Genomic DNA, 24,595 nt, shown 5'->3' with positions numbered 1-24,595 from the left:
CTTAAAGGATTCTTGTGCATTATATGCACTAGCGCAACTGCGAGACACACACGCCTAAATAACTAAGTCTCCTCAGACATCCACTACCAATAACCCGTACTTGTGTATCCATAAACGTAGATTTGCAAAACTCGATTCCCTTGACTGGCTTCTTCGCTACGGAACTATAACTAAAAAAACGATAGTGTAACGCCTAAAGCACTTCTTAGTGTGTACATCTATACCCCAGGAAGGCGAGACAAGGAGGTCGAGCCAGCCTGAGCTGAGGCAGGATGCCGAATCGAGGGCGTTTCCGTAATTTTTCAATATTTACCGTACACACTTAGAAGTTCTTAGGTGTGCAGCGTGTTTTTGTGTTATAGTCCAGCAACGAAGAAGCCCCAAAAACCTGAAGTTTTGCATCACTATCTCCCACACAAGTACGCCCTATTTCATAACAAGAAAGGAAGATTTTATGCATACAGAATTGATTGGACATTGTCCTATATGTAAGGAAAAATTAATAGCAACACGTCTTAGTTGTAAGCATTGTGGTCTTGAATTAACAAACGATTTCTCTTTAAGCAAGTTTAACTACCTTGCGTATGAAGACTTACAGTTTATTGAATATTATTTAAAATGTCGTGGAAACTTAAAAGAATTAATGCAGCAATCAGGTTTATCCTATCCTGCTGCAAAGAAACGATTAGATCAAGTGTTAGAACGTTTGGGATATTCCACTGCCTATTCTGACACATATAATATAGAAGTAATTGTCGAAACTCTTCCTATCTATAAAGATGAAAGTCTCGCAACCAAACAAATCAAAACAAAACTCAATGAGTTCAAAGGTGTAGCTGATATCAGCTTAACTAATAACAAAACCTTCACAATCTATTACGAAGAATTCGGCAATGGCATCTATGCCTCCAATCTTCCCAACGGAAATCTATTAACTTGGAAAGCCTTTGATTGTGCTATTGAATTGCTTAACAACTTAGGCGGAAAAGCAACAAAAGGAAATGCAATGAAATCAAAACTTGGCGAAGGGCAACTCGCGCTAGATACCATAGAAGGTTATGTCGCACACAAAGCATACGGCATAGCACTTGGTGATTCTGTACTACGCCGCATCTCTGCACTTTCTTCTATATTGGAATGGTGTGGTTTATGCAAAAATGGATACGGATACTTAGAACTCAAATAACTATGGTCTATGGATTAAGCATTTTATAAACACATTGTTTAATTACTTCAATACCTTCTCTCTCTGCACATTCAGGGAAGAAGGTATTCTCACGAATGTCCTTTTCAAAAAGAAAAGAATAGATTACTGCGGATAATAGATATCGTCCATAAATCATATCCATATGAAATCCATCTCTACATAAAGATTTCTCTCCCAATTCGTAACGAAATGGTTTTTTCTTTCTTACAGACTGTATTACATCTCCACTTGGTATTAAACGTAATCCCATTCGTTTTGCTGCTTCTTCATAACATTCACTTAATTGGTTATACATCTGTTGTTGATTGCAATGATATCTAGGGAACTCCTCATGATTACTATCTTGCTCATATGCCCATGTTTTTTGCAATAAACATTCTGCATTAGGAACATTAGATTTAAAATGTTCTACTAATTGTTCTAAGTAAGGAAAATAGGTTTCCTTTATTCCACTATCATGGCTTGCTTGTTGCGTTATAATATAGTCCCAATCATCTTCCACTAGCATCTCATTAATGGATACATATCGCTCTGTTGACTCACCATTCTCTTCATACATATATTCTTTTGCATCTGATTCAACGTTGTTCCAGTGACGTTCTAACGAACAACCACCAATATATAGATTAACTGCCTTTAATTCAATATCTCCCGCCTTTGCCAAGTCATGAAGATAATACAAACTATCTTGTGTGAAACTGTTTCCAACCGCAAGCATCTTCCATTCTTTCATCACTTTATCATTCCATTCTTGTTATTGATATTTTAATCTCAACTGATATATGGATTGCTACGCATTTCATGCAAGCATGAAACATATAACCTTTTGCCACTTATATCATCATCTCAATTCAAAAGCCGCATATTCCTCCGTACTACTATCTGCCCCAATATAAACATAGAATTCGCCAGGTTCACTACCAAAGCTCATATCCGCTCTACAGAACGTTAACATCTCCTCATTAATGCTAAAGGAAATCACCTGTTCTTCTCCTACTTGTAATGTAACCTTTTGATAATCCTTTAATTCTTTTCTTGGACGAACTACGCTACCAAAACAGTCTCTGACATATAATTGAACCGTTTCTGTACCAATACAATCACCTGTATTCTTCAGCGTTACACTAGCCGTGATTTGTTCATCAGCAGTCATCTCTTCCTTGCTTAGTGTAAGATTAGAGTAAGCAAATGTTGTATAGCTAAGCCCATATCCAAAAGGATATAGAGGATCATTTGGAACATCTCTATAGTTAGAACGATACATCACTTCACCTGACTTTTTATCGAAAGGTCTTCCAGTAAAATATTCATTATAATGAACAGGAACTTGTCCCACACAGTAAGGGAAACTCATAGGAAGTTTTCCACTTGGATTGAAATCACCAGTAAGTACATTTGCAATCGCGTTACCACCTTCTGTTCCAGGCATCCATACGGTTAAGATTGCTTTTGATTTTTCTGAAACTTCACGTAAATCCAAAGGTCTTCCCGTGAATAAAACAACAGCAATATTAGGATTCACTTCATAAACAGCTCGAAGCAATCTTTGTTGAACTTCAGGAAGTAATAAATCCGTTCTACTAGCTGCTTCACCTGACATCAATCTATGTTCACCAATAGCAAGAATAACTTTATCTGCGCCTTTTGCAGCTTCAATAGCTTCTGCAAGCATTTGGTCTTCTTCTGCCTTTGAAACTTCCTTAACACAATTCTTAGGAATCAGCTTATACTCTTCCGCTCCAAGAATCGGAGCACCTTGCACAAACGTCATAGTATAGCAATCTTTATATTTTGCAAATGCATCAACGATAGAAACCGAATCTTCCTCTCTACCCATCATTGACCATGCACCATAAATTTCCTTCTCAGACACAAAAGGCCCTATGAATGCTATCTTCTCACCCTCTTTTAGTGGCAAGATACCGTCGTTCTCAAGCAATACAAAGGATTTTACTGCAGCTTCTAACGCTACTTTTCTATGTTCTTCACATAAGATAACTTCTTTTTCTTTAATAGGATCTGCATCCTTATATGGATTTTCAAACAAACCCAATTTATTCTTAAGTGTTAAAATACGAAGCACTGATTCATCTACCAAGCTTTCATCCACTTTACCACTCTCAATCAGAGCAAGAAGCTCTTTACTATAGATACCCGTCATCATATCAATATCTACACCAGCTTTGATTGCAAGTTCTCCAGCCTGCTCACGATTCTTTGCATAACCATGGTAGATCAACTCTTCAATAGCTGCCCAGTCAGAAATTAATACGCCATCAAATCCCATCTCATCGCGCAATACATCTCCCATTAGCCATTCATTTCCTGTTGACGGAACTCCATTCAATGTATTGAAAGAGGTCATAACCATCTCTACACCTGCATCGATTGCTGCTTTATACGCTGGAAGATAGTAGCAACGTAATGTATTCTCTGACAACTCAACCGTATTGTATTCTCTACCTGCCGTAGGTGCTCCATATGCTGCAAAATGCTTCACACAAGCTCCAATACTATACTGTTTTCCTACATCATCACCTTGAAAACCTTCCACCATAGCTTTTGCAAAATCACTATTAAGTTTTCCATCTTCTCCAGTAGACTCCATAACACGTCCCCATCTTGCATCTCTTACAAGATCCACCATCGGGGCAAATGTTACATGAATACCAGAAACTGCTGATTCCTTTGCTGCGATTTGAGCTAGACGTTTTGAAAGTTCTGGCTCAAATGTTGCTCCTTGTCCTAATGGAATAGGAAAAATTGTACGGAATCCATTGATCACGTCTAGCATAAACAATAATGGTATCTTATGTGGGTGTTTCTCTATATAGGCATCTTGGACTTCCCTATATTTCTCCGCACCTAAAAGACCAATTACCGTTCCAGCCGTCGCAACACTTTCCTCTGTAATACCGTTCTCTCTAATCGGCCCCGTAAGTATTGCTTCCTCTGTATAAAAACCGCTTGTCACTTGTAACAATTGGTTGACTTTTTCTGACAGACTCATCTCTTTTACTAAATTAATTAGTTCTTGTTGCTTCATTTTGTTGCCCTTTCTATGTTGTCACATAACATAAACAGGCGATTTACGTATCTTGTATCTTCTTAACGGACCCTCTCTTCATGATAACCGATTCGTATACCTTGTGTTGGCTCTTTTCTCCATTCATCATACCATGTAGTAATGAAACTGCAGATAATGCCATCTCCGTAGCTGGTTGATATACCGTATCCAATGCAGGATTATAAAATTCCGTCATTTCAATACCATCAAAACCTATAACGGATATATCATCTGGTATTTTCTTGCCCATTGCAATTGCTGCTTTGGCCGCTCCAATTGCTAATACATCAGAAAACGCAAATACTGCCGTCATCTCTGGGTTTTTTAGCATAAGTTGCTTCATAGTTTGAAATCCAACTCGGAATCCAGCTCCACTTACCGGTACACTTAGCGAAACCAAATTCTCATCAAGAGGAATTCCATTATCCTCTAGCGCTTTTTTATAGCCTCGAAATCTCAATATATTAGGAGTAATCACATTTCCAACATCTTTGTATAAGAATCCGATTTTTCTATGACCCATATCAATTAGATATTGCGTTGCTTTATAGGCTTCCTTCTCATCATCAACGGTTACACTTGAATACAACGAAGGTTCAACATCACCTTCTGTACTTACTGTAAGAAGAACACACGGAATCCCTAATTGTTTAAATTTCGCCTCTGTATACGACGAATAGGAACCACCCATAATCATAACACCGCATAGATTTCTTTGCATAGATTCACTAATGGCTACATCAAGCTCATCTGTCATGTCATCAACGTTTTGTATTAAAAGAGGAAATCCTCTTGAAGCCATCTCGATCTCTATCACATCAATCATCTTAGAAAAGAACGGATTGGAAATATATTTTACAAAAAGCGCAATATTATCCGATTGTGTCATCTTAAGATTTCGTGCATTATTGTTAGGAATGTAATTATATTCATTAATTGCATCCATCACTTTCTTACGTGTTTTTTCGCTTACCGATCCTGTTTGATTGATAACACGCGAAACCGTAGCAATACCCACGCCCGATAATCTTGCTATGTCTGTAATTGTAATATTTGCCATTTTGCATCTCCTAATCTTTTGATTTATAAGTAACTATGAAGGGCTTACGCCCAAACAGTTATATTTATAATTATAAATAACAGACACCCACTATGTGGTGTCCGTTTTTCAGAAAAAGGCTGCCACAAAAACAAACAGCAGCCTTTATATTAATCTTTATTACCTATTTCCCAGCTGATGTAAAGGATTGTAACTGAGATTTCAATTCATCTATAACAACGTCAACTCCTGCTTTCTTTAATTGACTTCTATATTCTTCAATTGCAGAAGCAACATCATTTGTCTTACCTAGCATTAATTGAATACCAAGTGTAGAGTTTACATTCGAGATTGCAGATAATTCACCTGCTACCGCTGAAGAAGAGAAGATGAATCCATTGTATGGATTGCTAATAAAATTCTTACTCCACTCTGCTAACTTCTCATAACGACTAGGATGTTCTGATTTAGAAGGGATTTGGAATGCACTATTACTAAATGCCCAACCAGCAAATCCGCCACCGTCTACTGTATCATCAAAGGAAGCTGGTTTTTCAAGATAACCATCAACGATATCATATTGTCTTCCCTCAATACCATATTGGAATAATCTGTAGTACGATTCATCTGTCATTAATTTTTCAATTACTAATAAACATCTCTCTGGATATTTTGAATTCGTATTAATAACTGTCATATCTTGAGCTGGTGAACTTTGCATAACTTTGTTGTTATCTTCAGCAAAATACCATGCATCAATATCCTGATTTTCTAATTGACCATGAACAGCTGTATAATTGCCTGTCCAGTCTGCCATATGTGTAATATATGCGCTACTTTGAAGGTTCTTGTACATCTCTTTATCATCTGTTTGAGCTGATAAAATATCTGTTGACCAGTATCCTTTTGCTTCCCATTCATCAAGCATAGTTACAAAGTTTGCAAACTCGTCTGTAAATGCTGGATGGATAATATCTTGCACATTGTTGTAATCTTTTGCTACAAGGTACATTTCTGTTTCTGCAACACCAGGTGCTGGTACCCAGTTACCAGTTGAATCAACTAACATTTTGTAAAAGTCCATTGCTACTTCTGCGTTACCATTGAAAGGATAGATATCATGCGCTACAGATGCGTCACAATATGCAATTAAAGATTTCAAATCTGTAACAGGCTCAATTCCCCATGCAGTACAGTTTGCTTTGTTGTACACAAAACCATTCACTGTATATCCTGCGCCCAATGTTGGAACTCCATAGATTCCTTCTCCTGATTCCGCTGCCGCCCAACTTGTCTCAGGAATTGCAGCTTTTAATGTAGGTGCTTTATCTAATATTTTAGAAATGTCATATAAAGAACCTTGTTTTGCTAATGTGTAATATGGAACAGGTGCTGTTACAGAAGAATATGCCATATCAAAACTTTCTCCTGCTGCCCATAATAGAGGGTATTTTGTAGCAATATCGCCCCAATCAATATACTTTATTTCAATTGAAGTATTGATATCCTCTTTAAGCTTACGGTTAATCTCAGCTAGAATATCAGCATTTGCCACTCCTGGTGAACCATATAGATACAATGAAAGAGTTACATGTTTTGATAAATCTACTCCTTCATCTACAACTTCACTAGAATTCGTTTTTTCTTCTGAAACATTTTCAGAAGCATTCCCAATAGCATTTTCAGAACCATTTGATGATGTGCTATTCTTTCCCCCGTTTGCACATCCTGCTAGTAATACAGTTGCCATAGCAACACATAATGCACTACTAATTACCTTTTTTAATTTCATAACTTTACCTCCTTTTATTTTATAGGCCTTATCATCAAATGTAAAGCCTATAATGTCACTTGTAATAAATAAAACTACCCTTTTACCGAACCTACCGTTAGTCCACTTACAAAATACTTCTGAACAAATGGATATAGCATAATAATAGGCCCTGTTGCAAGTACTGCCGTTGCCATCTTAACCGATTGTGTTGGCGCTGCTGCTGCATCAATTACATGCCCCGAACTTGTTAGTGCAGCAATACTTGTTTGATTAATCATCTTCTGCAGATAATACTGCAATGGATATTTTGTCGCTGTATCAATATATAAACTTGCATTATACCACTCATTCCAGTAACCCAATGCAAGAAACAGCCCTATTGTTGCAAGGGAAGGGAGTGCCAAAGGCATAAACACCCTTAAATAAATCTTAAATGGTCCTGCTCCATCCATCGTTGCAGATTCGTACAGTTCATCTGGGATAGACTTCATGAAATTTCTCATAAGAAAGATAGACCATGCACTGACAAGCCCTGGAAGAATAAGTGCCCAGATGTTGTCTTTTAAGTTTAGGTGTCTAACATAAAGGATATAAGTAGGCACCAATCCGCCACTAAAAAGCGTAGTGAAGTATATAAAAAACGAGAAGAAATTGCGGTATTTAAAATCTTTACGATTCAATACATAACCTGCCATAGACATAATAAACAATCCAATAACCGTACCAACAACAGTAATTGTTATAGTTACTCGGTAAGCATTCAGCAGATTAGTAGGGTTCTTTAGCAGATAGGTATAAGCCGATAAACTCCAAGTTTTCGGAAAGAGTTTATATCCTTCTGTCACAATTTCTTTTTCCGTCATAAATGACGATGTTATCATTAATGCGAAAGGAAACAAGCAAATGATTGCAAAAAATGCTACTAGCAAATAGCAAACCAACATTAACGTTTTATTACTCTTTCCCATTTTGATATTTGAATTATTATCTTCTTTTTGTTTACTTTTCATTTTTACACCCATGCATATCACAAGCTTGCTTGTGATACTGCTCAAATAAATATGGTTGAAAGAATCTATGAGCCCCATGATTCCTTTACTTTTATTTTCTTTCAACCTTTACCACCTTTACTAGAATAACGCACTATCCGGTTCAATCTTACGAACAATCCAGTTAATGGCAAGCACAAGTATCAGACCAAACACCGACTGGTAAAGACCAACAGCAGCACTCGACGAGAAATTAAACGATCCAACTAAGCTTCGGTAGACATAAGTATCAATTACATCAGTAGAATGATACAAAACAGAATTGGTACCGATCAGATTGTAGAACAAATCGAAGGAACCTCTCAAAATTCCACCTAGACCAAATAACATCAGCAAGATAAATGTTGGCTTCATAAGCGGCAATGTTATAAACTTAATTCTTTGAAAACGACTAGCTCCATCGATATATGACGCTTCATATATTTCACTGCTAATACCAGTAATCGTTGCCGCATAAACAATCATTCCATAACCTGTAGTTTTCCATATGTAGAAAAATACAATTATGAACTTCCAAACTCCAGGTGTAGAATAAAATGCAAATCTCTCCGCTCCAAGGTTAACAAGAATAGAATTAATAAATCCATTATCATAGTTAAAGAAGTTATATGCGAATACACCAATTACTACATAAGAAATAAAATGTGGTAACAATATAACCGATTGCGAAACTTTCTTAAATATTTTTCTTGTTATCTCAGAAATCATAATCGCAAGCACAATTTGAATCGTGTGACTTAAGACTAAAAATACTACATTATATAGTAGTGTGTTTTTAGTGATTCTTAGCAAGTCACCATTCTTAACTAAAAACTCAAAATTTTTAAAACCTACAAAATCACTACCAAAGATACCTTTGTTCGGATTATAGTTTACAAATGCTACATATGCACCTGGCATCGTAACATAGGAAAAAATAATGAAATAAACAATTGCGGGTAAAAGCATTAAGAACAATACCCAATTTTTACGTACTTCTTTTCCCAAAGCACAAAAACCTTGTTTTATCTTCAATATATCCCTCCGTTCCTTTCTTTGTAAAAATCGTTTTTTCGAAATTGGAAACGTTTTTATTCGTTTTGATACATTTATCATAATTTAAACTTTCAATTTTGTCAATATGTTATTTATATTAATTTAAAAGTTGTTTTTTTATACACTTTGCACAACTTTCTCTGCTTCACTCTATTTTGCATCTTAATTTCTATTATATTATTTTCAAATATTTTTGTGGTTTTCATTAATCCCATTGACTTATTTCTGTTTTTCTTGTATACTTTGAATGAAATTGGAAATGTTTCCACTCGTTTTTCATCAAGGAGGAAATAATATGACACTTAAAAACACACTTACTCCAATTACGCTAAAAAGCGAAAACAGCACGTTCTCTTTCTTAGCTAGTGGAGATGCTTTTGAATGGATTCACGACTCAGTAATGATAAATGATTTCCACGGAACCAACGCCGAAGGTTCTTCCAACAACATATATCTTCGTATATATAACGATAACACCATTAATTCTTACCCACTAATCGGCGTCAATTCTAACTGTAGTATAGAAAAAAGCAATACAGCCCTTCGATTCACAGGTTCTGTACAAAGCGTCAACTATACCGTTACATTCCGCCTCACTCCATATGGTATTTGGTATTGGGATATTTCCCTTACAGGAGAATGCCAGAAAGCAGACGTTATATACTCACAAGATATCGGCGTTGCTTCCGCAGGAAGCGTTGCATCAAACGAGCTATACACTGCACAATACCTAGGACACAGCGTTTTCGAGAGCGACAATGGATATGTTATCTGTTCCAGACAAAACATGAGCCAAGGTGGTACAAATCCATACTTACAACAAGGTAGTTTAGGCATTCGTGCAAATGCCTACTCAACAGACGGAACTCAATTCTTCGGATTATCTTACAAAAAGACCAATGTTCCCGAAGCACTAAGCAGCAATCTACCTAGCACAAACAAGCAGTACGAGCTTTCACACATCGCACTGCAAACCGAAACATTTTCCATTAATGGAAATAAAGCATTTTCATTCTACGGTATATGCAAAGCAGACCATCCAGAAGCAATAAAGGAAATCGAATACGCACAAGAAATAAATGATGCATATTCCTACAACTCATTAGAGGAGTTTGTAACTTCCCCTATCCCCGCTTCTATCATTGGCGCTCCTTTCGCCTCTCCCGAATGGAACATGCAACAAATTAACGAACAATTCCCCAATCGTCACTTAGAAGAGATAGATAACGATACATTATATTCATTTTTCACCCCATCAAACGGACATGTCGTATTACAGTCCAAAGAATTAGTTTCCGAACGCCCTCATGGACACATTCTTATGACTAACTTCGATATGACAAAAGTCCCTACTGGCGTTGTTAGTTCTACCAACTACATGTATGGCGTATTCAACTGTCAGTTCGTAGTTGGTAACACAACATACAACAAGCTTCTTTCCAACCACAGAGGTCTTTTAAATGTTCAAAAGAACAGTGGTCAACGTATCTTTGTTAAAATTGATAATTTGTATCGTCAACTTACATTACCTGCAGCTTATGAGATGGAGGTATCTAGCAGCACTTGGTATTATCAATTAGAAGATGATGTATTAGTAGTTTCATCCTTCGTTACATTTGACCGTCCTGAAGTTGTTTTACAGATACGTTCTACTGCAGGCAAAGCCTATGACTTTATTGTTTCCAACCAAATCACGGCTGGAGCAGATGAAGTAGGACAAATCTTTGAATTAGAACAAGAAGATTCTACATTAATTATAAAACCTTCAAAGGATTGCTATACAAGATCATATTATCCAGATTTGAACTTCCGTATTCACATTCCCGAAGGCAGCCAAGTATCTGATGATAGAGTTTTCTACGATAACCATACTATGGATTCATCGATTGTAACGATAAGCATTGACCAAAAATCTAATTTCGAAATCATTTTACAAGGTTCCGAAAGCAACGATACTCCAGCTTTTGAAGAAGCTTATGATTTCAACACGCACAAAGCAGCTTACGAAGCATACTACAACGAACTAGTTAGTAATTTCAACCTAAGTACTACTAACCCCAATAACAATATAACAACCGATAAACTAAACGCTACAATTCGTTGGTACTCCCACGACACACTTATACATTTTGCCTCTCCACACGGCTTAGAGCAATCAGGAGGAGCTGCTTGGGGTACACGAGATGTATGCCAAGGACCTGTAGAATTCTTCCTAACAACAGGACACAATTCTATGGTTCGCGACATTTTACTTCTTTTATTTGACCACCAAATCGAAGATGTATTCGAATGGCCACAATGGTTTATGTTCGATCAATATCCACTTCATCAAGAAGACTGCCACGGAGATGTCGTATTCTGGCCTTTAAAAGCAGTTAGTGACTACATCCACGCAACTGGTGATACTACAATCCTAGACGAGGTCGTAGATTACCGCAACGGATTAAAGGGTACACCAGTAGGAAAGCCAGAAACTATACTAGAACACATCAAACGCGCTATAACTACCATTCGCGAACGCTTCCTACCAGGTACCTCATTAATCTCTTATGCCGGCGGCGACTGGGACGACACATTACAACCTGCTAACAAGCAACTGAAAGACAACCTAGTAAGCGCTTGGACACAAGCACTCGCGCAACAGACACTCACTTTGCTAAGCGATTCTGTTATTGCAAAAGACGAAGCTTTCTCAATCGAACTCAGCCAGATGGCAACAGATATCAGAGATTCCTTCTATCGCTACTTGATTAAGGATGGCGTAATAGCTGGTTTCTTATATCGCGAAGCAGATGGCACTTCAAAGGTTATGTTACATCCAGATGACACGGAAACTTCTATCAACTACAGACTCATACCACTAACAAGAAGTATCATTGCAGAGTTAGCCGATTCCAGATTAGCCGCTACCAACGTCAGCATCATTGACAAAGAACTTGCTTGTCCTGATGGCATTCGACTAATGAATCATCCCGCTAGTTACGAAGGCGGTATCAGTAAGATATTCTTACGCGCCGAACAGGCAGCCAACATCGGACGAGAAATCAGTTTACAATACGTTCACGCTCATATTCGCTACATCGAAGCAATGGCAACACTAGGTGAGGCAGACAAGGCCTGGAAGGCTCTTATGCAAATCAATCCAATTCTCCTTACAGAATGCGTACCAAACGCCCTAACTCGCCAAAGCAATGTATACTTCAGTAGTTCAGAAGGCTGTTATAATGATCGTTATGAATACGCAGCCAACTTTGATAAATTAAAAGACGGTTCTATCCCCGTCAAAGGCGGTTGGAGACTATATTCAAGCGGTCCAGGAATCTACATTCGTAGAGTTATTGCCGATTTACTTGGCATTCGCTTCACCAAAGATTCGCTTATTATTGATCCCGTCATCAATACCGAATTAGATGGTCTAACATTCGCTTACACATGCTTTGGAAAGACTGTTACCTTTGTGTATCACGCAAGCAACCAAACAGATTCTACATGCCTAAAGATCAATGATGAGGTTATATCCTCAACGCAATATAATAACGTCTATCGCAATGGCGGTATCATAATTGCAAAAGATGTTTTCCTAAGAGCCACAGAATCAAATAACGAACTTCATCTTTATCTTTAATTCATCGTTCAAACAACTTAATTTTGGATATGCAATGTTGCAAAATATTTTCAACCACAAGGCATCATTGCATATCCAAAAATGTTTTATAAAATCAAAAGGAGATAACTTCCATGAAACAGGTTTTAGAATATTATGATATTTTCCCAAAAGTACTTCTTATAAATCACGAAACCACAATCACCATCATACCTTTAGGCAGTCATGCAGCATTTACCGATTCAGAAGAATATAGCATTATGCCTGTTCCCATGTACGAACGAATCGACTATTACGACGGGGAATACCCTCGCTTTAAAGTCAAACCAGAAAACGGATTACTACAATTTAATGTTTGTTTTTCTATGGAACAACCCGTGCAATTAGTAATTTTCAATTCCAGCGGCGAACGAGTTGAGGTTTTTAAAATTTATACTCTAGAATCCGATTTATACGAACTAACTCCCTACATGGGCGATTTGCACGTACATACGAATCGTTCTGACGGAAAGGAATCTCCCGCTTTTGTCGCTGCTTATTATAGGAAAGCAGGGTTTGACTTTATGACCATTACAGATCACGCTCAGTACGCCCCTTCCCTAGAAGCAATCGAATGCTATAAGGATGCTCCTATTGATCTCAAAATATTTCCCGGAGAGGAAATCCATATGCCAGGAAGCGTTCCTCACATTGTAAACTTTGGTGGAGAAGCAAGTGTAAATGATTACTTTAACAAAGACCTTGATAATTTTTACAAAGAAATAGAGGAATTAAAACAGCAGCTCGAAATACCAGAAGGCATTCCCATCAATGAATATGTTCGTTCTGTATGGGCATTTCAAAAAATCAAGGAATATCACGGGCTTGCTATTTATCCTCATCCTCACTGGATTGATCAATATGCCTATCATAATAATTACCGTCTCCTTTGTCATTTGTTTGAAACAAAACCTTTTGATGCTTTTGAGTTAATTGGAGGACAAACATTAGAAGAAAATCAAATGCAGACAGCTTTTTACAGCGAAATGAAAGAGAAAGGACATACAGTTCCTGTAGTAGGAAACAGTGATTCCCATGGAGTTATTGAATCAGAATGGTTTGAAATCGGAAAGACAGTAGTACTTTCCAAAAGTAATGAAAAAGCAGATATTATCAATGCAATTAAAGAATTTAAGAGTGTTGCGTTAGAAAAATATAACCACGAAAAGAAAGTTCGGATTTATGGACCTTATCGGTTAGTGAATTATGTTGATTTCTTGCTTCAGGAGTATTTTCCTATCCACGACGACCTTTGTTACGAAGAGGGTCGATTAATGAAGGAATATGTAAACCAAAAACCAGAGACCGCAAAAGCTCTTGCTTCCCATCAAGGAGCAACAGCAAAGCTGATTGATAAATATTTTGGCAGAGGGTAAATTTATGATTGAAGAGCTACAAAAACAGACAGCTCATTGGAGATGATATGACAAAGAAAACTTCAAAAAAGATTATCTTGATTTTATGCTTAACTTTATATACATTGGTTTATTTTTGCAGATCGAACCTGTCTGCAGTACTAGACAAGATGATGTTTCAGTTTCACATAGGACCTGCAAAAGCCGGACTGATTGGCTCTGTCTTCTTTTGGACTTATGCCATGGGGCAGATTATAAGTGGGTATCTCGCTGACAAGGCGAATCCCAAAAAACTGATTTTTTACGGCATGACTGCCGCAATGCTTTCCAACCTTGTCGTTGGCACAGCAAATAGTTATATACTTGTTTTAGTTATGTGGGGGGTGAACGGACTTTGCTTGTCTCTAATTTGGCCTTCTACCTTCCGTATCTTAATGAATTGGTTTTCTACAGAGGAGTATGGTATGATATCCGTTTATATTTCTCTACCTACCACTTTAGGTTACATGGTTGCCGTTTGCGGACTGCGAATTATAGGTAATGTGTTTCACTGGCGGCTTGCCTTTTATATTCCAGCAGCACTCGTATTTTGCTTTTTATTTATTTGGAAAAAGTTCTTAGTTGTTGCACCGGATGAAGAAGAAAAAGTGGAACTAGCAAGAGACTCTACAGCGTCTACAGATTTTGCGAAAGCAACTCCCATCTCTCGCTTAATCGTAACATATGGTCTTATCTTCATAGGAATTGCAGCTATTGTGCAAGGCTTAATCAAAGAAAGCATCAGTCTTTTCGGTCCTAGCATTCTTAGCGAAACCAGCAAGGCAATGGGCGAAAACGTAGTTTCTTTACTCTTTGTCCTCATTCCTCTTCTCGGAACAGTAGGAATCATGTTTACCGGATGGTTAATCAAAAAATTCAAGAACGATGTATTCGCTCCCCTCTTCTTGATTTTCGCTCTTGCTTTTCTATTTTCCTTAGGACTTTCTAAAACAGGTGAAATGTTTTGGCCAACTATAGTTTTATTAAGTTTACTTATGGCAGTAATCTGCGGAGCAAACGCCATCCTCACTGTGTATATCCCAACTACATTTGTGAAATTCCAAAAATCCGCACAGATTTCCGGACTACTGAACTTTCTTGTGTATATGGGTGCCGTTGCAGGAGGGCTCTCAACCGGATATGCAAAAGAACATTTCGGATTCTCAGGAATATATTTGTTTTTTGCTATTCTATCTATTCTAGGTCTTTTCGCAATTCTCATTTGGAAACGACGTTACCAAAAGTTATAACCATTTTAACAACCCTTTTCCCATTGAACTTTTTTATTTATTCGTCTCCATTATTACACAAAAAGAGCCATGTTTACACATGACTCTTTTTTCATCTCTATAATTTGATACGCTAAATTATTTAAGAGTAACTTTAGCGCCTTCAGCTTCAAGTTTAGCTTTGATATCATCAGCTTCTTCTTTAGTTGCGCCTTCTTTAACCATTTTAGGAGCTCCGTCAACTACTTCTTTAGCTTCTTTTAAGCCTAAGCCAGTTAATTCACGAACTACTTTGATAACTTTAACTTTGTTTGGTCCACATTCAGTTAATTCTACGTTGAATTCTGTTTGTTCTTCAGCTGCGTCTCCACCTGCTGCTGGTCCTGCTACTACAACACCTGCTGCTGCTGATACACCAAATTCTTCTTCACATGCTTTTACTAAATCGTTTAATTCTAATACTGATAAGCTTTTGATAGCTTCGATAAATTCTTGAGTTGTCATTTTATTTACCTCCGATAATTAATTGTTTATTATAATTTTTTCTTGGCTTTATGCCACTAGCTTGTCTTGTACCTTAGTGTACAGATTAAGCAACTTCTCCGTTCTTTTCAGCAATTTGCTTGATAACACGAGCGAAGTTTGTAATTGGTGATTGTAAGCTTCCAAGTAATTTGGAAATAAGAACTTCTTTCGATGGAATGTTTGCGATAAGCTTAACACCTTCAGCATCATAGTAAGTTCCGTCAACTACACCACCTTTGAATTCAAGAGCTGGAGCTGTTTTAGCTACATTGTTAAGAATTCTAGCTGGAGCTGTTGCATCTTCAAGTCCGAATGCAATTGCTGTAGGTCCTTCTAAATGTGGAGCTAATTGAGCGAAGTCTGTTCCTTCAAAAGCTCTGCTTAACATAGTGTTTTTGTATACTTTGTATACTACACCAGCTTCTCTTAATTGTTTACGAAGAGCTGTGTCTTCATCAACAGTTAATCCACGATAATCAACTAATACTACTGATTTCGCATCAGCTACATATCCTTTGATTTCGTCAACGATAGGTTGTTTAATTTCTACCTTTGCCATTGTTTGCGTACCTCCTTATAGATTTGATGAAGGATTAGAAATCTAACTCTTCAAGGCACCGCCGTAAAGACAAACAAACATACAAGTATGTCTATATTGTCAAGAAACCTCTCTATCAAAGACAGAGAGGTTTTATAAGTCATCATATGATTTTCTTATATTCCTCGGTAGGCGTTTTCTCCTTATGCCTTACGGCACCTACTGTCTTCGGCAGTTCTAATTCGTTTCACGAACCTTATTCATAGTAACAAATTTTCTGTGCTATGTCAACATTTTTCTTTATTTTTATTTAAAAAACCGTTACAGTTCAGCTTAAATGCCATGCCAGCTCGATTTCGCTACGCTACATCTCGCTGCGGTTAAACGCCGTATGGATATGCAACAACATATTCCTCCGCAAGCAAGCTTTCTACGGAATATGTCGTTGCATATCCGCATGGCTGAATAGTAACAAAAAACCACTACACTACGACAAATCGCAATGTAATGGTTCTTTCTCTATGGCAATTATTATACTAACTTAGCAGTATTTAATTTAACACCAGGTCCCATAGTTGAAGTAAGTGTAACACTCTTCAAGTATTGTCCTTTTGCAGCTGCTGGTTTAGCTTTGATAATTGCACCCATAAGCGTTTGGAAGTTGTCCGCTAATTGTTCTTCTGTAAAAGAAGCTTTTCCCACTGGCACGTGGATAATGTTTGTCTTATCAAGTCTGTATTCAATCTTACCTGCTTTAATATCGGCAACAGCTTTTGCAACATCCATTGTAACAGTTCCAGCTTTAGGGTTAGGCATTAAACCTTTTGGTCCAAGTACACGGCCAAGACGACCAACTACACCCATCATATCAGGAGTAGCAACAACAACGTCGAAATCTAACCAACCTTCGTTTTGGATTTTTGGTACTAATTCATCTCCACCAACGAAATCTGCTCCTGCTGCTTCTGCTTCGTTCACTTTATCGCCTTTAGCAAATACAAGAACTTTAACTGTTTTTCCAGTTCCGTGAGGTAATACAACCGCACCACGAACTTGTTGGTCAGCGTGACGTCCGTCAACACCAAGTCTGATATGAGCTTCTACTGTTTCATCAAATTTAGCAACAGCTGTTTTCTTTACTAAATCAATTGCTTCTGCTGTTTCATATACTGTAGCTCTGTCGATGAGCTTTGCAGCTTCTGCATATTTCTTACCTTTTTTCATTCTATTAACCTCCTAGTGGTAGTATCGGGAGTTAACCCTCCCACGTTATAAATCTTTGCCGTATGAAATCTTTTTATTGCTTAAAAACATCGGTTAATGGTTTCTTAAAAGTAGTTGTTGACATACAAACTTGTACGACATTATATAACAACTATCATGACGCAATGTCATAATATTTATAATCTATAATTAGTCAACTACAGTAATACCCATACTCTTTGCAGTTCCTGTAATCATGCTGATTGCTGCATCTAAAGTAGCTGCTGTTAAGTCAGGCATTTTAAGTTCTGCAATTTTTTGTACTTCTGCTTTTGTAATTGTAGCAACTTTAGTTTTATTAGGAACTCCTGAACCTGATTTAAGGTTACAAGCTTTCTTTAATAATACTGCTGCTGGAGGAGTCTTAGTGATGAAGCTAAAACTTCTATCTGCATATACTGTAATTACTACTGGAATAATCATTCCATCTTGATTTGCAGTTTTTGCATTGAACTCTTTCGTAAACTGTACGATATTTACTCCGTGCTGACCAAGAGCTGGACCAACTGGTGGAGCTGGCGTAGCCTTTCCAGCAGGGATTTGTAATTTAATATATCCTGAAACTTTCTTTGCCATTATAGCATACCTCCTGAATAATGTGGTGTTCGCGGGAATACCCCTCCCACTATCTGGCAATAATTGCAATCCAATTATTGCTTCATTTACATTTTCTTAATTTCTGTAAAGCTAATCTCAACAGGTGTCTCTCTACCAAACATATCAACATTAATTGTGATAATTTGCTTATGACTATTAATTGACTTAATAATTCCTGTCGTTCCTTCCCATACGCCTGATGTTACTTCTACAGCATCACCAAGTTCAAGGTCGATCATAATTTCGTCAGAATTCTTAATTCCCATAGTAAGCATTTCTGCTTCCGTTAAAGGAACTGGTTTCGATCCTGGTCCAACAAATCCTGTTACCCCTCTAGTATTACGAACTACATACCAAGTGTCATCATTCATCTCCATATTAAGAAGAACATAACCAGGGAACATTTTCTTTTGAACTTGTTTCTTCACACCATTCTTAACTTCTGTTACTTCTTGCATAGGAACGGAAACTTCAAGTATTTGGTCTTCAAGATTTCTGTTTTCGATTGTTTTTTCAATGTTGGCTTTTACCTTGTTCTCATACCCTGAATAAGTATGAACAACATACCAATTCGTTTCTGACATACACTCACCCTTTATCCTATTTTAAGAATCTGCTCGATGCCATATACAACTCCTATGTCTACTATAGCGATAACTACTCCTAGTGCTACTGAAATAGCCACTACTGCTGCAGATTGTTTTGCAAGTGTTTGTTTGTCTGGCCATATAATCTTATTGAATTCAGATTTTACGCCTTTAAAGAAACTTTTCTTTGGAGCATTTTCTGTATTGTTTGCAGTATCTCCCATGTGTTCACTTTCCTTTCTGCAATACAAAGTACATTACTTTGCATGTAACGGATAATTAGACATAATTATTTTGTTTCTTTGTGTAATGTGTGTGATTTACAGAATCTACAATATTTCTTTGTTTCCATTCTGTCAGGATGTGTTTTCTTATCCTTTGTCATGTTATAGTTACGTTGTTTACATTCTGTACATGCCAATGTGATTTTTACGCGCACGACTTCCACCTCCGCTAAATTTCGTTTTCTTGTGATTGGTTCGTATTATAATCTGATATAGATTACTACGAATATCAGTTTTTAGGCATAAAAAAAAGACCTCTTCCATCGCTAGTATAATATATCATAAACGAATCATTCCGTCAACATTTTTTTCAATATAGGTATAATTTCTTATTGTTAACACTGCTTTTATTCCAATTTTCTACCATTATGCTATCGACATTTCGAGAACTTCATATTATAATGGAGCTATATACTCAAATATAAATTTTATTTTAAAAGGAGGTGACTGTTCATGATAACATCTACATACAACTATTTAGCCACAAATTACGAATCTCAAAGACCTATACGTTATACATCTCATAAGACGAGTGAATTAAAAAAGATTTACAATAATATTGTACGTATTAGTAAGCAGTCCCCCTTATATTTATTAGATATATCCCTTGAGCGTCAAACTTACGCTTTGAATGTAAAAGATGCTGCTATGTCTTTACATACGTTACTAGATAACTTCTCTAATAACGATGATAATTCTATATTTAATGAAAAGAAAGCTGTCTCTTCTAATGAAAAAGCTGTTTCCTCAACTATTGTTAGTAGTAATGAACCTACACTACCAACAGATTTTGATATTCAAGTTCTTCGTTTAGCTACTCCACAGCAAAATGTATCCAATGAGTTTCGTCCTAATACACAGCAGTTACAATCAGGGACTTATCAGTTCTCTATTGATGTTGAAGATAGTACTTATGACTTTCGTCATACAATTGCTTCTGGATCAACACATAAAGATACCATCGAGCAGTTGTGCAAGCAGATTAACAATTCTCAAATTGGTATTCATGCTTTCAAATATACTAACCCTGATTCCAAACAACTTAGAATGGTTCTTGAATCAGAATCTACTGGTAATTCTGGATCACCTATATTCACGCTTCAAGACGATGTCTATGTCGGCGGACGTGGTATTGTTGAATACTTTAATTTAAATCAGATTAATAGCCCTTCAACAAGTGCCAAATTCCAAATCAACGGAAAAACAAAGGAATCTCTATCGAATCAATTTACGTTTAACAAATCTTTAACCGTTTCCTTGCATGCGACTACCGATTCCCCTGTACATATTTCTTATGCTCCTAATTCAGATAAGATTGTTAAAGAGTTAGAAACGATAACTGATAGCTATAACCATTTGCTTTCATTGGCTAGTAATCATTCTTCTGACCAACGCCGCGCGAACAAATTAATCTACGAATTAGATTCCATTGCATATCACTATGCAAACGATTTAGAATCTTGTGGCATTACGCGCGAAGAATCTGGCGAGTTGTCCTTAGATTCCTTCATTGCTTTACAAGCGGCGACAGATGGCACCATTAAAGATTTATTCACTAACCCAGATAAGATAACCGCTGATTTGCTTGATCAGACGAACCAAGTTACAATTAACCCTATGGATTATCTTGACCAAAAGATATGTACTTATCCTAATTATGGTTCGCAACATTATCCAAATCCATATATCACTTCTATATACAGCGGAATGCTCTTTAATTATTATTGTTAACAACAGCATATATTTCTCAATAAAAAATCGTAACTTAACTGTTACGATTTTTTATTGATATACTTAACCGATTCTTTACTTCATCTCTAAATTCCGAAGGTGATACCCCTACTACATTTCGGAAAATTCTACTAAAATAATTAGGGTCTTTATATCCAACCATAATACCCACCTGCTTAATCGGTTGATCCGATGTTTGAATCAGCTCTCTTGCTCGATTAATTCGCAAGCTCGTTAGATATTCGACCAACGTTTGGCCTGTCTCTTCCTTAAATATCTTACTTAGATACTGTGAGCTTACTCCAACTCTTCTAGCAATCTCATCTAGCGTTATATTTTTCATATATTCGGCATCTATTATGTTAACAGAGTCACTAACAGATTTTGTATATAAGCGGTTTTGGTCTACCTGACTATATTGAATACACTCAAATATCTGGTATGCCCATTCTTTCAGCTCCTGCATTGGCATTTTGCCTATTGACATTAAATACTCTCTAAAGCTATCTTGTGCATATGTCCCCCAATCAAAATCTGGTACGGTATGTCGCACAAGCACTAACAACTCTATAACTTTATCTCTTCTTTCTTCCTCACTGAAATAATCCATACTATCAAGAAGATGATTTAGATAATTTGAACTTTCTCCATTTTTTAAACGTAATGATTTTAGATAATTTTTCTCTAAATCCTTATATAGACTACGATGAAATGCGTCCACGTCCTCTATCTCATCGTCATTATCAGATGACCTCTTTTTATTTCTTAAATCTCGGATAGAGTCTTGGTAAGAAGTATAGATATTCGTTATCTCTTCCGTCTTGCCCACTCCCAAGTATACTTTAACTTGTAATCGCTTCTCAATGTCACTCTTTATTATGTTCAACAGCTCTTCATGCGCCGCATTATTTTCCTCTGTTTTTTCATGACGATACGAAGCATATAATATAATACGTCTACTAATCCTCGGCCCTACCACAAACTGAAACATTTCTCCATCATATTCATGTACGCACTCATATACTTGTTGAGTAATATTTTGCTTGTTTATCTGCTTCCCGTCTTCCGCCTCTATTTCCATGTTGACTATGCAACCATGTGTTCCAATCTTTAATATTTCTATATACTTCTTGATCTCTCTAGCTGTCAACTTACTCATAGCTACAGTATATATAAAACTATATTCAACATACTGCTCTGCTTCGTGATTCGTTGTCATAACACTAGATAAATTTTGTTTGTAACAATTCATATTTACTATCGTCTTTAAACAAAGCCCAATTGATTCACTTAATCTACTTTCCTCTGCCGGCATTATAATATAATCATCTACCTTCAAACGCAACGCTTCCTGTATAAACTCAATATAATTAAACTCGGATAATACTATTATTCGGGTTTCTATATTCTTCTTCTTTATCCTTCTAATTGTTTGCAGACCATCTGTACCAACAAGCTTTATATTAATAATCGCAATATCTATCCAAGAATCTTCCTTTGCCAATAGTTCTATTGTGGCTTCCGAAGAATCTACAATATGAGTAATTTCGCAATTTCGATATTCCCTATCAATAATTCCTTTTATCTGTTCTATATAGTTGCTATCTCTTTCTGCAATAACTATTTTGTACATGAATAAGACAATCCTCCTATTTTGCATTAACCGATTTGCTCTGATTCATTATCCGCAACATAATCAAATTCGTCCTCCGCAATAACAATATTCAATTCATCAATCAAGTTAATATCATATATCTCTTTCTTTGTACCATCTGCTTCATTCAAAATTCTTACGATTGGTCTCAGTGGCATTCCGATATTTTGCTCTTTCACAATTCCTGCTCTTCCATCTGTTAACTTTACTTGCGTTCCGTTCGGGTACACGGCAATCAACTGCAAAAATTTACCTACTAATTCTGTATCAAATTTTGTTCCACAGAATTGCATTAACAAGTCCATCGCCTGCTTGTTCGACCACTTCGTTCGATAGCAACGTGTTGAAGTCAATGCATCATATACATCTGCAATCGTTACTATTTTAGAAAATTGATGCAATTCCTTCCCCTTTAATCCTCTGGGGTATCCTGTTCCATCAATATGTTCATGATGTGTCAACGCAATAATTCTTGATAATTCCGATAATGTTCGACAACTCTTTAATGCATTATATCCTAGTAAAGTATGTCTCTTTACATACTCATATTCCTTGTCTGTCAACCTGCCTTCTTTAAATATAACATCACGATCAATGTAGACTTTCCCTATATCATGCAAAATTGTTCCCATTGCAAGTTTTTTCATCATACGTTTTGAATATCCCACACGCTGCGCAAGCATCAACGCATACACAGTTGTACTTACCGAATGGGTATACGTGTATTCATCTGCCACTCCGATATCATTCAAGCTGATAAGCACATCTTCATTCTGCATAATTTCTTCAATTATTAAATCTACAGTGTTCTCTACATTTTCTATCTCTAGCTTTCCCTCTTTTGCAAATGACGAAAATGTTTTTCTAACCGTATCTTTACATATGCGACGCGTCTTAGCAGTTATCACATCTTGAACATCTATTCCCTCACTAATTTCATCTTCTATGTAAATCTCTCTTATTCCTAAACGACCAAGACTTTCTACATATCGTTCTAAGTCTGTCGTTCCGTCCGCCAAAATCAAACAACCACTACTATATATTGGCCTTGCTAACACCATATCCGACTGTATCTGTGTTATTGATATTAATCTCATGTATTCTCCTATATATTCAGTCACCAAGCATATATTTGCTGGTGACTGAATGTAAAGCGCTACAACATTTCCTGCAGCTCCCCATCTTTAAATAATCGCCTTTACTGGACATTTCTCTACACATTTACCACAATTTGTACATTTATTATAATCAATATGCGCAATATTTTCAACTACACTTATCGCATTTGCTTCACAATTTTTTACGCAAAGCATACAACCAATACAACCTGTATCACATGCAAGTTTTACTTCTTTCCCTTTATCTTTCGAACTACACCTTACAAAATGTTCTGCTTTATAAGGCACAATCTCAATCAAATTGTTTGGACATTCCTTGACACACGCTCCACATGCAACACATTTTTCTTTATCCACTACTGCAATACCGTTCTCGATTTTCATTGCATCAAACATACAAGCTTTTACACAACTTCCATATCCCATGCAACCAAAAGAACATACTTTATCCCCTCGACCAGGAATTAACGCCATCTTCTTACAATCTGAGATTCCGTAATAATTATATTTTACTCTTGTTTTGTCACAAGTACCTGCGCATTTAACAAATGCTACTTGCTTTTCTTTCGTTTCATTTTCAACACCCATAACTGCACTAATTAGTTCTGCTTTCTCAGAACCAGCTACAGGACAGGCATTCACAGGCGCTTCCCCTGCTGCTATTGCTTTCGCTAATGCATCACATCCTGCAAATCCACAACCACCACAGTTATTACCTGGCAATAATTCTCGTACCTGTAACTCCTTCTCATCCACCTCTACTTCAAACTTCTCTCCAGCAAGGCCAAGAAGCAAACCAATTACTAAGCCTGTTACACTAACAACAAGCGCTGCTATGATAATTCCTCCGATACTCATATC

The 24,595-nt window shown here is 36.8% G+C and carries 21 protein-coding genes and 1 other annotated feature; of the genes, 5 read left to right on the top strand and 16 right to left on the bottom strand.

Features of this window, described 5'->3' with window-relative positions:
- Nucleotides 1-454: 454 nt before the first annotated feature.
- Complete coding sequence (locus tag RMR19_RS02535; protein WP_310601921.1) at nucleotides 455-1,186, top strand: DUF2089 domain-containing protein; 732 nt, start codon at nucleotides 455-457, stop codon at nucleotides 1,184-1,186.
- A gap of 7 nt (nucleotides 1,187-1,193) precedes the next feature.
- Here the strand turns inward: RMR19_RS02535 and RMR19_RS02530 are convergent, their stop codons facing one another.
- From RMR19_RS02530 to RMR19_RS02505, 6 genes are all read right to left on the bottom strand, one after another.
- Nucleotides 1,194-1,940, bottom strand: coding sequence for a DUF4886 domain-containing protein (locus tag RMR19_RS02530; protein ID WP_310601920.1), 747 nt, complete (start codon nucleotides 1,938-1,940; stop codon nucleotides 1,194-1,196).
- Between the two features lie 108 nt (nucleotides 1,941-2,048).
- A complete protein-coding gene (gene bglX, locus RMR19_RS02525; RefSeq protein ID WP_310601919.1) occupies nucleotides 2,049-4,253 on the bottom strand; it encodes a beta-glucosidase BglX in 2,205 nt (734 codons plus the stop codon).
- A gap of 43 nt (nucleotides 4,254-4,296) precedes the next feature.
- Nucleotides 4,297-5,334: a LacI family DNA-binding transcriptional regulator gene (locus RMR19_RS02520; RefSeq protein ID WP_310601918.1), complete on the bottom strand. Its 1,038-nt coding sequence runs from the start codon at nucleotides 5,332-5,334 to the stop codon at nucleotides 4,297-4,299.
- A 163-nt stretch (nucleotides 5,335-5,497) separates the two neighbouring features.
- Nucleotides 5,498-7,105: an ABC transporter substrate-binding protein gene (locus RMR19_RS02515; RefSeq protein ID WP_310601917.1), complete on the bottom strand. Its 1,608-nt coding sequence runs from the start codon at nucleotides 7,103-7,105 to the stop codon at nucleotides 5,498-5,500.
- A gap of 74 nt (nucleotides 7,106-7,179) precedes the next feature.
- Nucleotides 7,180-8,097, bottom strand: a complete 918-nt coding sequence (locus tag RMR19_RS02510) for a carbohydrate ABC transporter permease (RefSeq protein ID WP_310601916.1) — start codon at nucleotides 8,095-8,097, stop codon at nucleotides 7,180-7,182.
- 120 nt (nucleotides 8,098-8,217) lie between these two features.
- Entirely contained in the window at nucleotides 8,218-9,150 is a 933-nt protein-coding gene (locus RMR19_RS02505; protein ID WP_310601915.1) for an ABC transporter permease, read from the bottom strand.
- Nucleotides 9,151-9,466: 316 nt separating this feature from the next.
- On the opposite strand from RMR19_RS02505, the gene RMR19_RS02500 reads away from it, so the two are divergent.
- From RMR19_RS02500 to RMR19_RS02490, 3 genes are all read left to right on the top strand, one after another.
- Nucleotides 9,467-12,796 (top strand): GH36-type glycosyl hydrolase domain-containing protein, encoded by a 3,330-nt coding sequence (locus RMR19_RS02500; RefSeq protein WP_310601914.1) that lies wholly within the window; start codon nucleotides 9,467-9,469, stop codon nucleotides 12,794-12,796.
- Between the two features lie 113 nt (nucleotides 12,797-12,909).
- A complete protein-coding gene (locus tag RMR19_RS02495) occupies nucleotides 12,910-14,190 on the top strand; it encodes a PHP domain-containing protein (protein ID WP_310601913.1) in 1,281 nt (426 codons plus the stop codon).
- Between the two features lie 47 nt (nucleotides 14,191-14,237).
- Entirely contained in the window at nucleotides 14,238-15,458 is a 1,221-nt protein-coding gene (locus RMR19_RS02490; RefSeq protein WP_310601912.1) for an MFS transporter, read from the top strand.
- Nucleotides 15,459-15,575: 117 nt separating this feature from the next.
- On the opposite strand, the gene rplL is transcribed toward RMR19_RS02490, so the two are convergent.
- From rplL to rpmG, 7 genes are all read right to left on the bottom strand, one after another.
- On the bottom strand, nucleotides 15,576-15,941 hold the full coding sequence (gene rplL / locus RMR19_RS02485) for a 50S ribosomal protein L7/L12 (protein WP_310601911.1): 366 nt from the start codon (nucleotides 15,939-15,941) through the stop codon (nucleotides 15,576-15,578).
- Between the two features lie 85 nt (nucleotides 15,942-16,026).
- Nucleotides 16,027-16,521, bottom strand: coding sequence for a 50S ribosomal protein L10 (gene rplJ, locus RMR19_RS02480; protein WP_310601910.1), 495 nt, complete (start codon nucleotides 16,519-16,521; stop codon nucleotides 16,027-16,029).
- A gap of 92 nt (nucleotides 16,522-16,613) precedes the next feature.
- Nucleotides 16,614-16,750, bottom strand: a sequence feature (ribosomal protein L10 leader region).
- 281 nt (nucleotides 16,751-17,031) lie between these two features.
- On the bottom strand, nucleotides 17,032-17,724 hold the full coding sequence (gene rplA, locus RMR19_RS02475; protein ID WP_310601909.1) for a 50S ribosomal protein L1: 693 nt from the start codon (nucleotides 17,722-17,724) through the stop codon (nucleotides 17,032-17,034).
- A 189-nt stretch (nucleotides 17,725-17,913) separates the two neighbouring features.
- Nucleotides 17,914-18,339, bottom strand: a complete 426-nt coding sequence (rplK, locus tag RMR19_RS02470; protein WP_310601908.1) for a 50S ribosomal protein L11 — start codon at nucleotides 18,337-18,339, stop codon at nucleotides 17,914-17,916.
- Nucleotides 18,340-18,425: 86 nt separating this feature from the next.
- The gene (gene nusG / locus RMR19_RS02465) at nucleotides 18,426-18,944 is read right to left on the bottom strand and encodes a transcription termination/antitermination protein NusG (RefSeq protein ID WP_310601907.1); all 519 of its coding nucleotides are present in this window, start codon (nucleotides 18,942-18,944) and stop codon (nucleotides 18,426-18,428) included.
- Nucleotides 18,945-18,955: 11 nt separating this feature from the next.
- Complete coding sequence (gene secE / locus RMR19_RS02460; RefSeq protein ID WP_310601906.1) at nucleotides 18,956-19,171, bottom strand: preprotein translocase subunit SecE; 216 nt, start codon at nucleotides 19,169-19,171, stop codon at nucleotides 18,956-18,958.
- A gap of 65 nt (nucleotides 19,172-19,236) precedes the next feature.
- Nucleotides 19,237-19,386, bottom strand: coding sequence for a 50S ribosomal protein L33 (gene rpmG, locus RMR19_RS02455; protein ID WP_040893796.1), 150 nt, complete (start codon nucleotides 19,384-19,386; stop codon nucleotides 19,237-19,239).
- Between the two features lie 298 nt (nucleotides 19,387-19,684).
- Here rpmG and RMR19_RS02450 point away from each other — a divergent pair, with 298 nt between their 5' ends.
- Nucleotides 19,685-20,962: a hypothetical protein gene (locus RMR19_RS02450; protein WP_310601905.1), complete on the top strand. Its 1,278-nt coding sequence runs from the start codon at nucleotides 19,685-19,687 to the stop codon at nucleotides 20,960-20,962.
- Nucleotides 20,963-20,996: 34 nt separating this feature from the next.
- Here RMR19_RS02450 and RMR19_RS02445 read toward each other — a convergent pair whose 3' ends face one another.
- From RMR19_RS02445 to RMR19_RS02435, 3 genes are all read right to left on the bottom strand, one after another.
- Nucleotides 20,997-22,595 (bottom strand): response regulator transcription factor, encoded by a 1,599-nt coding sequence (locus RMR19_RS02445; RefSeq protein WP_310601904.1) that lies wholly within the window; start codon nucleotides 22,593-22,595, stop codon nucleotides 20,997-20,999.
- Nucleotides 22,596-22,621: 26 nt separating this feature from the next.
- The gene (locus RMR19_RS02440) at nucleotides 22,622-23,713 is read right to left on the bottom strand and encodes an HD-GYP domain-containing protein (RefSeq protein ID WP_310601903.1); all 1,092 of its coding nucleotides are present in this window, start codon (nucleotides 23,711-23,713) and stop codon (nucleotides 22,622-22,624) included.
- Nucleotides 23,714-23,800: 87 nt separating this feature from the next.
- The gene (locus tag RMR19_RS02435) at nucleotides 23,801-24,592 is read right to left on the bottom strand and encodes an RnfABCDGE type electron transport complex subunit B (RefSeq protein ID WP_310601902.1); all 792 of its coding nucleotides are present in this window, start codon (nucleotides 24,590-24,592) and stop codon (nucleotides 23,801-23,803) included.
- Nucleotides 24,593-24,595: the final 3 nt, after the last annotated feature.

This window comes from Anaerosporobacter sp. (genome assembly GCF_031551385.1).
Classification (GTDB): domain Bacteria; phylum Bacillota; class Clostridia; order Lachnospirales; family Lachnospiraceae; genus Anaerosporobacter.
The sequence above is the reverse complement of the archived record's forward strand: the minus strand, read 5'-3'. Positions and strand labels throughout refer to the sequence as shown.

Bases quoted from the DNA above. Each gene is read 5' to 3' on its own strand.
- rplA (WP_310601909.1), bottom strand. From the start codon at position 17,724: ATGAAAAAAGGTAAGAAATATGCAGAAGCTGCAAAGCTCATCGACAGA.
- RMR19_RS02445 (WP_310601904.1), bottom strand. From the start codon at position 22,595: ATGTACAAAATAGTTATTGCAGAAAGAGATAGCAACTATATAGAACAG.
- RMR19_RS02435 (WP_310601902.1), bottom strand. From the start codon at position 24,592: ATGAGTATCGGAGGAATTATCATAGCAGCGCTTGTTGTTAGTGTAACA.
- RMR19_RS02520 (WP_310601918.1), bottom strand. From the start codon at position 5,334: ATGGCAAATATTACAATTACAGACATAGCAAGATTATCGGGCGTGGGT.
- nusG (WP_310601907.1), bottom strand. From the start codon at position 18,944: ATGTCAGAAACGAATTGGTATGTTGTTCATACTTATTCAGGGTATGAG.
- RMR19_RS02490 (WP_310601912.1), top strand. From the start codon at position 14,238: ATGACAAAGAAAACTTCAAAAAAGATTATCTTGATTTTATGCTTAACT.
- rplJ (WP_310601910.1), bottom strand. From the start codon at position 16,521: ATGGCAAAGGTAGAAATTAAACAACCTATCGTTGACGAAATCAAAGGA.
- RMR19_RS02515 (WP_310601917.1), bottom strand. From the start codon at position 7,105: ATGAAATTAAAAAAGGTAATTAGTAGTGCATTATGTGTTGCTATGGCA.
- bglX (WP_310601919.1), bottom strand. From the start codon at position 4,253: ATGAAGCAACAAGAACTAATTAATTTAGTAAAAGAGATGAGTCTGTCA.
- RMR19_RS02530 (WP_310601920.1), bottom strand. From the start codon at position 1,940: ATGAAAGAATGGAAGATGCTTGCGGTTGGAAACAGTTTCACACAAGAT.
- rplK (WP_310601908.1), bottom strand. From the start codon at position 18,339: ATGGCAAAGAAAGTTTCAGGATATATTAAATTACAAATCCCTGCTGGA.
- RMR19_RS02510 (WP_310601916.1), bottom strand. From the start codon at position 8,097: ATGAAAAGTAAACAAAAAGAAGATAATAATTCAAATATCAAAATGGGA.
- RMR19_RS02495 (WP_310601913.1), top strand. From the start codon at position 12,910: ATGAAACAGGTTTTAGAATATTATGATATTTTCCCAAAAGTACTTCTT.
- RMR19_RS02440 (WP_310601903.1), bottom strand. From the start codon at position 23,713: ATGAGATTAATATCAATAACACAGATACAGTCGGATATGGTGTTAGCA.
- RMR19_RS02500 (WP_310601914.1), top strand. From the start codon at position 9,467: ATGACACTTAAAAACACACTTACTCCAATTACGCTAAAAAGCGAAAAC.
- RMR19_RS02535 (WP_310601921.1), top strand. From the start codon at position 455: ATGCATACAGAATTGATTGGACATTGTCCTATATGTAAGGAAAAATTA.
- RMR19_RS02450 (WP_310601905.1), top strand. From the start codon at position 19,685: ATGATAACATCTACATACAACTATTTAGCCACAAATTACGAATCTCAA.
- secE (WP_310601906.1), bottom strand. From the start codon at position 19,171: ATGGGAGATACTGCAAACAATACAGAAAATGCTCCAAAGAAAAGTTTC.
- rplL (WP_310601911.1), bottom strand. From the start codon at position 15,941: ATGACAACTCAAGAATTTATCGAAGCTATCAAAAGCTTATCAGTATTA.